The organism is Pseudomonas sp. LTGT-11-2Z (assembly GCF_003691445.1).
Taxonomy (GTDB): domain Bacteria; phylum Pseudomonadota; class Gammaproteobacteria; order Pseudomonadales; family Pseudomonadaceae; genus Aquipseudomonas; species Aquipseudomonas monteilii.
Genome location: NZ_CP033104.1, coordinates 3,413,800 through 3,424,947, shown reverse-complemented (window position 1 = coordinate 3,424,947; position 11,148 = coordinate 3,413,800). Strand labels below are relative to the sequence as shown.

The window sequence follows — 11,148 nt, the reverse complement described above, 5'->3', positions numbered from 1 at the left end:
CGATGATTGTCTTGACCCGCCGCATCACCGAGCCCGGCACGCTCACCGAAACCGGCACCGTCACCCTGGATGTGGACAGCCGTATCAAGAGCCGCCTGCGCGTGACCCTGGACGATGGCCGCGAGGCCGGCCTGATGCTCGAACGCGGCCACCTGCTACGCGGGGGAGAGTTGCTTGCCGATGCCGATGGCAGCCAGCTGATTCGCGTGCTGGCGGCACCCGAAACGGTGTCGACGGTGCGCTGTGCCGACCCGCACCTGTTGGCCCGTGCGGCCTATCACCTGGGGAACCGCCACGTGCCCCTGCAGATCGAGCCTGGCCTGCTGCGTTTCCAGCACGACCATGTGCTGGACGACATGCTGCGTGGTCTGGGCCTGACGGTGGAGGCCGAACAGGCTCCGTTCGAGCCCGAAGCGGGCGCCTATCAGAGCGCGCCGCATGGCCACAGCCATGCCCACGGCAACGATCACCCGTTCGTTCGCCTGCCTGCCCATTCCTGAACTGCCCTGGAGCAACCCATGAAAAAGACGTTCGCCCTGTTTCTACTGATGCTGGCGCTGCCGGCTTTCGCTCACCCTGGGCATGACAGCAATCCGTTGCACGATGGCCTGCTGCACCCGCTGACGGGCCTTGACCACCTGCTGATGCTGTTGGGCACTGGCGTACTCGCTGCACTGACCCGGCGCAGCCTGACACTGCCCCTGGCAACCCTGGCGGCGATGTTTGGCGGGGCAGTCTGTGGCCACTTGTTCGGTGACGTGCTGGGCATGGAAACCTTGATTGCCGGGTCGCTGCTGGTGGCCGCCGGGGCGGTGCTGCTACCAAGCCGGCAGTTGCTGCTGGCCATGGCCATGCCGGTGTTTGCCCTGTTCCACGGCTGGGCCCATGGCGTGGAAGCCACGCCGAGCGCGTTCTGGCAGTTCAGCGCCGGCTTTGTCACGGTCAGCGGCTTGCTGTTGGCGGCGGGCTTTGCCATCGGGTGCCTGCTGCGCCGGCACAGTGGCCTGCAGAAAGCCTTCGGTGGTGGCCTGCTGGCCGGTGCCGCGCTGGTGCTGGCCGGTTGATGGACAGCGACCTGGCGTTGCTGCGCCTGTTGCAGCTGGCCAGCCCCGGCCTGCCGGTGGGCGGTTTCACGTATTCGCAAGGCCTGGAGTGGGCGGTCGAGGTGGGCTGGGTGAAGGGCGTGGACGGCTTCGCAGCCTGGCAGCGCGAGCAGGTCGAAGACACCTTGGCTTGCCTGGACTGGCCGGTGCTGGCGCGCTTGTATCACGCTTGTCAGGCCGAGGACGCCGAGGCCTTCGGCCATTGGAGCCGCTTCTTGCTGGCCAACCGCGAAACCGCCGAGCTGCGCCTGGAAGAGCAGCAGCGTGGTGCGGCGTTGGCGCGTCTGCTCGACGGCTGGCAACTGGGCCAGGCGCCGGCGTGGCGCGCCAGCCTTGAATTGACCCAGTTGGGCGGTATGGCCTGGTTGGCTGCGCACTGGGGCATTCCACTGCGTCAGCTGGCCCTGGGCCATGGCTTTGCCTGGCTGGAAGGCGCGGTCATGGCCGGGGTCAAGCTGGTGCCGTTCGGCCAGCAGGCGGCCCAGACCTTGCTGCGCGACCTGGGCACCGAATTGCCCGCTGCACTTGACCAGGCACTGGCGCTGGCCGATGACCAGCTCGGTGGCGGCCTGCCATTGCTGGCCATTGCCTCATCGCGTCACGAAACCCAATACACCCGTTTGTTCCGTTCCTGAGGACTGCCTTCATGCAAAGCTATCAACAACCCCTGCGCGTCGGTGTCGGCGGCCCGGTCGGCTCTGGCAAGACCGCACTGCTGGAAGCGCTGTGCAAGGCCATGCGCGATCACTACCAGATTGCTGTGGTTACCAATGACATCTACACCAAGGAAGACCAGCGCATCCTCACCGAAGCCGGCGCCCTGGAGCCGGAGCGGATCGTGGGCGTGGAAACCGGTGGTTGCCCGCACACGGCCATTCGCGAAGACGCCTCGATGAACCTGGCCGCCGTTGAGGCTCTAGCACGCAAGTTCGGTAACCTGGAGGTCATTTTCGTGGAAAGCGGCGGTGACAACCTCAGCGCCACGTTCAGCCCGGAGCTGGCCGACCTGACTATCTATGTGATCGACGTGGCTGAGGGCGAGAAAATTCCACGCAAGGGCGGCCCGGGCATTACCAAGTCGGACTTCCTGGTGATCAACAAGACTGATCTGGCGCCCTATGTGGGGGCTTCGCTGGAGGTGATGGAGCGCGACACCCAGCGCATGCGCCCGCAGCGGCCGTGGACGTTCAGCAACCTGAAGAAGGGCGAGGGGTTGCAGGCGGTGATCGACTTTATCGTCGAGCGCGGGATGCTAGGCGTTCGCGGCTGATGTGATGGATCGAGTGCTGGCTGGGCCGTGGCGCGGTCATTGTGGGAGCGGGAAACCCGCTCCCACAGGGTTTCGTGCTGGGTTGGGTCATTTGTGGCAGCAGTGAGGTTTATCTGGCTGCCCTTCATACCGGTCATGGTGCCGTACCCAGTCCATGGTCCCGCCTTCGTTGCGCCCCAGTGGCGCAATGTCCAGGAAGTTGTAGGTATTGACCAGAATGTCCAACCCACGGGCATAGGTCGAGTAGGTGTGGTAAACGCTGCCGTCTGCTTCACGGTAGAACGCACTCAGGCCAGGCAACTCGCTTTCACTGCCGTCATAAGGCTCATAGTTGTACTGCCGTTCTCCCTTGCTGCCCACACTGACGCCGAAGTCCTCGTTGAAACCACTGCCCTGTGACGAGTACCACGGGAACTGCCAGCCCATGCGGCGGCGAAACGCCTGAAATTCGGCATAGGGGGCCCGTGACACCGCCACCAGCGACACGTCGTGGTGCGCCAGGTGCAGGTTGGCGCCGTCAAAGTGGTCGGCCAGGAACGAACAGCCGGGGCAGCCTTCGCTCCAGCCTTCGGCGAACATGAAGTGGTAAAGCAGTAGCTGGCTGCGGCCTGCGAACAGGTCAGCCAGGCTCAGTTCGCCATCCGGCCCCTGGAAGCGATAGCCTTGCTCGACCTTGACCCAGGGCAGGGCGCGACGGGCTGCGGACAGCGCGTCGCGGTGGTGGGTAAAGGCCTTTTCGTGCAGCCACAGTTGCCGGCGTGCCGCCAGCCACTGGCTACGGGAAACCACCGGGTGCCTGCTTTCGCTTGTGCTCATGGTGCTGTCTCCACGCTGGGGGTTCACACACTAGTCGAGCACGCGTTTGCCGATTCGACAGGCACCGGTAGCCGGGCGATGAGTGGTTATCCGCTCAGCCCGAATGGGCAATGTGGCCCTCGGTCAGTTCATCTGCGGCGTCATCCTCTCCGGGCAGTGCGGTGATCACGCTGAAGTCGCTGACTTCCACCTTACCGCCGCCATACCCCAGCAAATGGAAGGAAAACGCTTTGCGCTCGGTCGGGTTGTCAAAGCTGAATTCCATCTCCAGCGGTTCGTCGGCGGTGACCTTCACCTCGGCAGGCAGGCCCAATGGCACGTCCTGCTCCAGTTGCTTAGCCTTGAGCTGAATGTAGGCGACACGCTTGGGGTCCAGCGAGCGCACCTTCACCCGCACGCGAGTGTGCGAGCCTTCCGGCATTTCAAGGTACTGGGCGCCGATAAGGTTATCGGCCCAGTCATCGTGAATGCGCTTGCGCAGCTTGATCGGCGAAGGGCCGCCGAACTGGTAACGCAGGTTGAGCGGGGTTTGCAGCAGGGACTGGTCGAGCACCCCGGCCAGGGCGCCGATCTGCTGGCCGAGCAGGCTATCGCCCTGGCCCAGATAGCGGGCCTGGTCGGCAATGAAGCCCTCGCTGGCGTAACGCCGGCAGCGCTGCTGGAAGTCACATTCGGTGAAGACGCCTTGGCCGTTGTGATAGCGCAGCATGCCATTGGTGTAGGAAATCATTTCGCGGCCGGTATCGTAGTCGCGGTACAGCGAGCGACCACCAAGCGCTATTGGAATGGGCAGTGCAAAGTAGTCGAGCACGGAGGTGGCCAGGTCGATATGGCCGTATGTGCCGCGCTTGATGTGGGGCAGTTGCGCCTGTTCCGGCGCCAGGGTGAGGTTGAAGCCCCAGGACGAGGCCAGGCGCACACCGTCGATGCCGTGGGACTCGTCGGAGGTCACCACAACCAACGTGTCCTTGAGCACGCCCTGGCGTTCCAGATTATCGAGAAACGCCCCGAGCGCATCGTCCAGGTAGGCCACCGCAGCCTGCTTGGGCGTGTCATAGCGTTCCAGGTACTCGGCGGGTGCCGAATACGGCTGGTGCGTGCCTACGGTGAGCAGGGTCAGCATCCAGGGTTTGTCCTGCTTTTGCAGCTGGCCGACGTAGTCCAGGGCGCCTTCGAAGAAGGCCCGGTCATCCTTGCCCCAAGGGAAGTCCAGGTAGTTCTCGTTGCGGAACCACTCCAGGCCGTGCACCGAATCGAAGCCGATGTGCGGCATGATGCGGTCCTTGGCCATGAAGCGCAGGCCGGCACCTTGCAGGTAGTGGGTGGTAAAGCCGGCCTGGCGCAGTTGCGCCGGCAGGCAGGCCTGGTTGCGTTCGTTCTGGGTTAGCAGCTCGACGCCCTTGGGCGTGCCATTGGCCAGTTTGTCGTAGTCACCACACAGCATCGCGTACAGGCCGCGGATGGTCTGGTGGGTGTGCAGCACGTAGTCCGGGGTGTTCATGCCGCGCTCGGCCCACTGGCTGACCTTGGGCATCAGGTCTTCGTCGAAGCGGCTGTGCAGGGCCTGGCGATTGGGCCGCAGGTAGGCCCCGGGGATACCTTCCACCGTGATGACCAGCAGGTTGCGAGCACTGCCTGGCCCGGCCAGCAGGCGCTGGCCATGCAGGTCGGATTGCGTCAGGCCGCTGCTGGCCAGCGGCGTGAACGTTTGCGTGCGGCCCATCCAGCCCTCGACCTTGCGCTCCAGGGTGCCGACTCCGGCAGACATCAATTGGTGGGTGAGGTTGTATTGCCGCCATTGATCGGCGTCGCTGGGTACCAGCTGCTGGCTGCCCCAGTGGGTAGCGAACAGCAGCGCGGGAACGGCCCAGGCCTTGCGCGGCAGCGGCTGGCTGCGCCGGGTGCGGCTGCGCCACGCGCAGGCCAGCCAGGCCAGCAGGCCTGCGCCCATTACCCAGGGCAGCCAGGCATGGGCCAGGCCGCCGCCGGTAGAGTTCTCCATGAATTGCGGGTCGACGAGGTACGTCAGGTCAGCGCTGGTGGGCAATCGGCCCACCGCGCTCACGAGTTCGGCCGAGGCCACCCACAGGGCAGCCCAGGCCAGCAGAACGGGCAGGACCAGCCACCATGGCCGGCGGTGCAGCAGCAAGACCAGCAGGCTGCCGAGGGCGAGGTCGGACAGGTAACCGAGCGGGTTGGACCAACCCAGCATGGCGCGCGTACCCAGTGGGATCACCAGCACCAGGGCTGCCAAGGCGGCAAGCCGGGTACGTGGGTGGTCGGACAGGTTCTTCACAAAAACTTCCCTTTTGCCATTAAATCGTCATGCATCTGTGCTTGATGATAACAGGCCGGGAAGTGGAAAGCGGTTGGCTACAAGGCTGGTAACCAAAAGCCATGCCCGCTTGCACGGGCCTGGCTGAAGGCAAGTATCAGAAGTAGTAGGGGAATTTCAGGCTGAAGGAGAAGTCTGGCGCATCATCGGTCAGACCAATGGACAGGTTGGGGACAATGGTCAGGTTGTTGGTGGCGGCGAAGGTCATGCCGATGTTGAAGTTGGCGGCGTTGTAGTCACTGTTGGAGATCGATTGCCAGTCACCACCATCCGGTTTGATCTTGCTCTTGCGGGCGAACTGGTCGGACACCGAGAACGACATACTCATTTTTTCGTTCAAGGCGAAGGCAATGCCACCACCAATTTGCCAGGAGTCGCCGAGCTTCACGTCTCCCGGCACCTTGCTGTTGACCTGTGGGCTTATGTCGCTGAACGAGTCTTGCATGTTGTAGGTGTAGGACAGGCTGCCAAACAGCACGGCCGGGTCGAAGGTCTTGACCAGCGAGATGCCCGGTGTGATCGACCACACACCGTTACCGGTCGGCAGGCTTTCCGGTACTGCCAGGTTACTGTTGCCGTCGACCTCGCGGAGCTTGATGCCATAGGGGTCTTTGCCGGTCGGTGCCTTGATACGCAGCGTGGCTACAGCGTCAGGCCAGGTCTCGTCCTCGTCGATGAACTTGTACGCTACGCCAACGTTGATGTCGCCGATTTCCGGGTCACGGGTCACGCTGGCGTCGGAGGTGCTGGCCCCGGCGCCACCCGCGCCGCCGGATGAGTAGGTAGACTCGCGGTACACAACGGGCACGTTGATATCGAACTGCCAACGCTGCGCCAGGTTGTAGCGCGCGGTCATGTCCAGGGTCCAGTTGTCGGCCTTGATGCGGTCCAGGTTGATACTGCCGAGGAAAATCGAGTCCAGCGCCAGGAAACCGTTGAGCGTGAGCGCACGGGTATCGTAATGGGTGTAGGTCAGGCCGGTTTCGAAGCTGAACTTGCCGCCACCGAAGAAGCCGCTGGCTTCGTCATACAGGTTGGACACACTTTGTGCCGGCTCCGAGTCGGCGGTGAGTGCCTGGCCGTAGGAGCTGCCGGTGGTGCCCGGCGCGCCGGATGCGACAGTCTGTGCCCCCTTGACCCCTTCAGCGGGGGATTTAACCAGGCGTTTGGGTTGCGCTGCCGCCGGGGCTTCCTCGACCTGTCGCACGCGCTGTTCCAGCACCATCAGCGCTTGCTGCTGGGCTTCGTAACGGCGTTTAAGCTCGATCAGTTCCTGCTTGAGGGCCTCGACCTGTGGGTCGGCAGCTGCGTAGAGCATTGTGGCCGGGGCCAGGGTAGTCAAACACACAAAAGCGTTGAGCGTTAAAGATCGGTGCATGGATTTGCCGTCCCTTCCGACTACTTTTGATGAGACTGAGCGTAGATCAGTATCCGAAGGTGCGAAGACCTTTGAGCTGGTCGAGGCTACCGTTCAGCGAGGCGGCCGTTGGCACGCTTTCACGCATGACCACATTCAGGGAAGTGACGTTGTTGACCAGGTTGCCATTGCCGAGCAGCGTCGAATTCTGCATCAGGCCGCCCTGGGCCAGGCGCTGCACGCTGCTGCCCTGGTTATTGCTGGCATTGATATTGAGCTGCACGCCCACGCCGGTCGAGGACACGCTGAGCGAGCCGGCGCCGTTTTCACCGACCAGGGTCTGGCCAGCGGCCAGTACCTGGCCTTGCTGCTGCACGGCGGGGGCCTGGTTGGCTTTGGTGACGTTGATATCAACGTTGTTGTAGGCCGTATTGTTGTCACCGGCTGCACGCACTACCTGGGTGACACCCTCGGTGGTGGTCAGGCCGTTTCCACCTGTGACCACGCCCGTGCCCGCAGAAGCGGCACCGCTCGACGTGGCACCGGTGCCTTTTTCGTCGATCATCGAGACATAGAACTGGGGCTTGATGGTCGACTGCTGAACTTGCAGCGTGGATGTCGCCCCGATCACGTCCCCTTTGGCATTTTGCCAGGTGCTGGACATGACAATCCCGAAACTCACGATGCGCCCCGGCATCACATAGCGGCCACGCAGGTTGGCCAGCTCCTGGTCCTTGAGTTCGATGGGTTTCAGCGCCTCGGCGTGGCTTGGCAGGCTGGCGGCCAGGCAGGCCATGGCCAGCCACAATGAAGTCTTCATGAAATGCTCCCTGGAGCCTCATGCTCCTTGTCATTAGAACAGTCGTTAGAAGAAGTCGCTTTTGATGAAGCCGAAGTCCAGCAGCTCGGTGTCCTTCACTGGGGTGAAGTTGTTCACCCGGCCCTTGGCAGTCAGTGGCAGGGGCGGGTCGAGCAGGACATTGTTCTTGTCGTACCCTTGGCCGATCACAGCGAAGATGATGCCGTTCCAGCCCTTGAGGAAATCATCGATCTTGTAGCGCTTGTGGCCTAGCACCGGGTCACCGATGTACACCCAGCCTTTGTCGACCTTTTGCATGACCACGAAGTGCTTGTAGCCGCGCACGTCCATCAGCACCACGACCGGGATGCGCACACTGTGCAGGGTGTCGGGTGCTACCCGGTAGCCGCGGGCACGCATCCCCAGGCTTTCGACGTAGCGTTTCATGTCGAGCATCGAGAAGCCTTGCGTGCGCACCAGGTTCTGGTCGGCGTGGGCCAGCATGCCTTCGATGATCTGATGTTCGTCCACATCCAGCCAGTAGGCCTGGCGCAGGATGGTCGCCAGCGCGGCGGCGCCGCAACTGAAGTCGGTTTTTTGTTGCACCAGGTCGGCGAACTTGCGTTCACGCACGCTCTGGATGGGTTTGAACACCACGGCGCCGCCCGGCAGGACGGACAGCGGCATTTGTGCGGCTTCGCTCACGCTGGCTAGGCACAGCAAAAACGCCAAGGCAATAATGCGCATGATCGGATGCCTTCCGGTGGGTGTTGAAGAAAGGCCCCCCGAAGGGGGCCTCAAGCGCAGCGTTTAGAACGAGGTGTTGGAAATGGCCAGCGAGTTGCTCTGCTGGTTGCCCACACCGGCTGCCACGTTCACGCCCAGGTTGCCGCTGCCACCGTTGACCGAACCGCTAAGGGTTGCAGTATTGGTAACAGGGTTGGCCCAGCCGGTCGGGGTCAGCACTTGGAAGGACACAGTATTGCTCAAGTCGTAAGCGCTGCTTTCGCTGTAGCTCTTCGAAACGTCGTTCGAGGATTGTTTCGATTTCTCGCCAGACTTTTCAAACGCCGAGGCCGAAGCATTCTCGTACGAAGAGTCGTGAGACTTGGTGTACGAAGAGTCTTTGGACTTGTCGTAAGACGATTGGCGCGTCTTGTCGTAGCTGGAGTCGAAGGCTTTCTCGAACGACGAGTCGTATGCACTTTCGTGCGACTTGTCGACCGATACGTCCAACGATGCACTGAGCGAGCCATCGAAGGTGCTGGAGCGGGTGCGTTCGCGGCGGCCATCATCGGTGGTGAAGGTGCGCGTAGCATTGGCTGCGGCATCCAGCGAAGCGTTCAGGCTGGCGCTGCTCGACGAGCTGTTGCTGCCACTGGCAGAGCCACTGGCATTCCAGCCGTTGGAACCGCTTGCCGACATGCTGCTGGAGCCACTGGCGTTGCTGGATTTCGAGCCGCTGGAGTTCCAGCCGCTAGAGCCGCTGGAGCTGGCGCTTTGCGAGCCGGCCACGCTGAAGCTCGACGAGGAGCTGCGGTCGTCGGTCGAGTTGAACGTACCATCACGCGAGCTCGAACCGCTGGCCGAGGTGGTGATGGTGATCGTGTCGACGCGGTAGGTGCGGTCCGCGCTGTTGTTCACGACCAGGCCTGGCCCGTCCTGTTCGGCAGAAGCCGTGGCAGTGGCGTTACCCAGAGGCGCACCGGTGTTGGCGATGGCCATGGTGTTTTTCTGTTGGTTGAGGTCGCCACCGGCGATGTTGATGCCGATGTTGCCCTCAGCCCCGCTGGCCGAGCCGCTCATCACAGCAGACGACTGGGTCGAATAGTTGTCGACCCGGTTGTTGTCGCTGGTTTGCACGACATCGGCAGTAGCACTGGCCATGCCGAACACGAAGCTGTTGTCCAGGCTCGACTCGGAGCCGGCGTTGGCAATGGCTGCGGCGTTATCCTGCTGGTTGCCGTTACCGGCCGCCACGTTGATACCGACGTTGCCACTGGAGCCTTCGCCCGACTGGTTCATCTCGGCTTCGTTGATGGTGCCTTGATTGCTGATACGGTTATCGGTGCTGGTTTGGGTATCCCAGGCATTGGCCGTTGCATACACAGGGATTTTGGTTGGAGGAGGCGTGTGATGACCATTGTTATGGTGGCCGTTGTGGTGGTCATTGCGCCGATCGTTCTGCCCAGCTTGTACAGCAACAGCCATGACCGCAGCAATTGCGAACACCAGAGGCTTGATTGCCATCGAGGGTTTCATGGTGATTCTCCGTACTCTATGTTGGTTAAGTGTCGTTCTTAACTGAAAGGGTCAATCCGCGACCCGGATGCTCAAGGTGTTGGCCATTCGGTTTCCCACCCCGGCACTCTGGTTCAACTGGATCACCCCGCGGCTACCGGTGAAGGCCTGGTCACTGGTGGTGACCTGGCGATGGCCTGTTGGAGTGTCAGTTGGACCGGAGTTGTTGAGCAGCGCCACGTTCTGTTGCATGAGGACGCTGTCGTCGATGCTTTGCGGTTGAGCACTGAGGGTTATGCTCAGGGCATTGGCTTGCTGGGTATTGGCGCCGGCACTCTGGTTGACGCCCAGCGCACCACTGCCGTTGCTGAACGCGTTGCCTTGAATGGTCGAGCGGGCATCCATCGTCGGGTCGGCCGGTGTGTTCAGCCGTTGCCGGATCTGCGTGCTGGCATTCGCTTCAGGCCCGACAGCGATGGCCCGCGCATTGGCCTGTTGCTGTTTGTCGCCGGCGGCCTGGTTGACGGAGAGGTTGCCCTGATAGCGACTGCCCGAGCTGTCGATGTTGGCATTGTTGATGACGGGAACCAGGGAATCGGCGAAGCCTGGCGTACTGCACAGGGTGGCCAGAATCAGCAACATGTGCTTCATGTCACTTGCCCCCGCCGGTCAGGATCTGCAACGGCGCGAGGCCGCGTTGCACACTTGAGTTGACCATGTTGGAGATGCCGTTACCCGCGCCCCCCGTGCCACGGCCGCCTGACAGGTTGGGCAATTGGTTCTGGTTGCCGAGGTTGCCCCCCAAGTTGTTGGTCTGCTGGGTAATCATGTTGCTGATGCCGGCGCCACTGCTGATGCTGGCGAAATCGCCATCGCTCAGTTCGTTGGTTTGCTTGAGCACGTGGGCAGAAGGGTTGGCGTTGACAGTGGTCGGGCTCGGGTCAGGGATCAAGGGCGGGATCGTCGCGTTGCGCACCTGCACGTCGCGCTTGATGATGATGATTCCTTTGTCTGCGTGGGCCGTGAGGCTCAATGCCCCCAGTACACAACCCGCCAACAACAGGTGATAGAGGCGTTTGTCACTCTTCCTCACGACGGCAACTCCTTCTTTGAGCGCTGGCCTTGTTCAGCGATGCAAAGGACAGAGCAGATGGTGTGCCGCTTTTGAGAATCGTTTTTAGATCAGACAGTTAGGGCAAGAGGCTGACAAACTGCGGCGCATTCTGT

The 11,148-nt window shown here is 62.2% G+C and carries 12 protein-coding genes; 4 read left to right on the top strand and 8 right to left on the bottom strand.

Features of this window, described 5'->3' with window-relative positions; genetic code table 11:
• Positions 1-2: 2 nt before the first annotated feature.
• The 4 genes from ureE to ureG are packed head-to-tail and all read left to right on the top strand — an operon-like array spanning position 3 to position 2,373.
• Positions 3-500, top strand: coding sequence for an urease accessory protein UreE (ureE, locus tag D8767_RS15955; protein WP_016714153.1), 498 nt, complete (start codon positions 3-5; stop codon positions 498-500).
• Positions 501-518: 18 nt separating this feature from the next.
• Positions 519-1,064, top strand: coding sequence for a HupE/UreJ family protein (locus tag D8767_RS15950; protein ID WP_016714152.1), 546 nt, complete (start codon positions 519-521; stop codon positions 1,062-1,064).
• Positions 1,064-1,738: an urease accessory protein UreF gene (locus D8767_RS15945; protein ID WP_016714151.1), complete on the top strand. Its 675-nt coding sequence runs from the start codon at positions 1,064-1,066 to the stop codon at positions 1,736-1,738. The genes D8767_RS15950 and D8767_RS15945 overlap by 1 nt, the downstream gene beginning before the upstream one ends.
• Before the next feature lie 11 nt (positions 1,739-1,749).
• Positions 1,750-2,373 (top strand): urease accessory protein UreG, encoded by a 624-nt coding sequence (gene ureG, locus D8767_RS15940; RefSeq protein WP_010953755.1) that lies wholly within the window; start codon positions 1,750-1,752, stop codon positions 2,371-2,373.
• An 87-nt stretch (positions 2,374-2,460) separates the two neighbouring features.
• Here the strand turns inward: ureG and D8767_RS15935 are convergent, their stop codons facing one another.
• The 8 genes from D8767_RS15935 to D8767_RS15900 all read right to left on the bottom strand — a co-directional run bounded on the left by D8767_RS15935 (position 2,461) and on the right by D8767_RS15900 (position 11,014).
• Positions 2,461-3,189, bottom strand: coding sequence for a thioredoxin family protein (locus D8767_RS15935; protein ID WP_016714150.1), 729 nt, complete (start codon positions 3,187-3,189; stop codon positions 2,461-2,463).
• A gap of 94 nt (positions 3,190-3,283) precedes the next feature.
• Positions 3,284-5,485, bottom strand: a complete 2,202-nt coding sequence (locus tag D8767_RS15930; RefSeq protein ID WP_016714149.1) for an LTA synthase family protein — start codon at positions 5,483-5,485, stop codon at positions 3,284-3,286.
• 136 nt (positions 5,486-5,621) lie between these two features.
• Entirely contained in the window at positions 5,622-6,902 is a 1,281-nt protein-coding gene (locus D8767_RS15925) for a hypothetical protein (RefSeq protein WP_016714148.1), read from the bottom strand.
• 46 nt (positions 6,903-6,948) lie between these two features.
• The gene (locus D8767_RS15920) at positions 6,949-7,701 is read right to left on the bottom strand and encodes a hypothetical protein (RefSeq protein WP_016714147.1); all 753 of its coding nucleotides are present in this window, start codon (positions 7,699-7,701) and stop codon (positions 6,949-6,951) included.
• A gap of 45 nt (positions 7,702-7,746) precedes the next feature.
• Positions 7,747-8,427, bottom strand: a complete 681-nt coding sequence (locus tag D8767_RS15915) for a C39 family peptidase (RefSeq protein ID WP_016714146.1) — start codon at positions 8,425-8,427, stop codon at positions 7,747-7,749.
• 63 nt (positions 8,428-8,490) lie between these two features.
• Complete coding sequence (locus D8767_RS15910) at positions 8,491-9,942, bottom strand: hypothetical protein (RefSeq protein ID WP_016714145.1); 1,452 nt, start codon at positions 9,940-9,942, stop codon at positions 8,491-8,493.
• Between the two features lie 51 nt (positions 9,943-9,993).
• Positions 9,994-10,572 (bottom strand): hypothetical protein, encoded by a 579-nt coding sequence (locus tag D8767_RS15905; RefSeq protein WP_016714144.1) that lies wholly within the window; start codon positions 10,570-10,572, stop codon positions 9,994-9,996.
• Position 10,573: 1 nt separating this feature from the next.
• The gene (locus tag D8767_RS15900; protein WP_016714143.1) at positions 10,574-11,014 is read right to left on the bottom strand and encodes a hypothetical protein; all 441 of its coding nucleotides are present in this window, start codon (positions 11,012-11,014) and stop codon (positions 10,574-10,576) included.
• Between the last annotated feature and the right edge of the window lie 134 nt (positions 11,015-11,148).

What these genes read in the sequence shown, in the direction of transcription:
- ureE (WP_016714153.1), top strand. Translation starts at nt 3, where the DNA reads ATGATTGTCTTGACCCGCCGCATCACCGAGCCCGGCACGCTCACCGAA.
- D8767_RS15950 (WP_016714152.1), top strand. Translation starts at nt 519, where the DNA reads ATGAAAAAGACGTTCGCCCTGTTTCTACTGATGCTGGCGCTGCCGGCT.
- D8767_RS15945 (WP_016714151.1), top strand. Translation starts at nt 1,064, where the DNA reads ATGGACAGCGACCTGGCGTTGCTGCGCCTGTTGCAGCTGGCCAGCCCC.
- ureG (WP_010953755.1), top strand. Translation starts at nt 1,750, where the DNA reads ATGCAAAGCTATCAACAACCCCTGCGCGTCGGTGTCGGCGGCCCGGTC.
- D8767_RS15935 (WP_016714150.1), bottom strand. Translation starts at nt 3,189, where the DNA reads ATGAGCACAAGCGAAAGCAGGCACCCGGTGGTTTCCCGTAGCCAGTGG.
- D8767_RS15925 (WP_016714148.1), bottom strand. Translation starts at nt 6,902, where the DNA reads ATGCACCGATCTTTAACGCTCAACGCTTTTGTGTGTTTGACTACCCTG.
- D8767_RS15920 (WP_016714147.1), bottom strand. Translation starts at nt 7,701, where the DNA reads ATGAAGACTTCATTGTGGCTGGCCATGGCCTGCCTGGCCGCCAGCCTG.
- D8767_RS15915 (WP_016714146.1), bottom strand. Translation starts at nt 8,427, where the DNA reads ATGCGCATTATTGCCTTGGCGTTTTTGCTGTGCCTAGCCAGCGTGAGC.
- D8767_RS15910 (WP_016714145.1), bottom strand. Translation starts at nt 9,942, where the DNA reads ATGAAACCCTCGATGGCAATCAAGCCTCTGGTGTTCGCAATTGCTGCG.
- D8767_RS15905 (WP_016714144.1), bottom strand. Translation starts at nt 10,572, where the DNA reads ATGAAGCACATGTTGCTGATTCTGGCCACCCTGTGCAGTACGCCAGGC.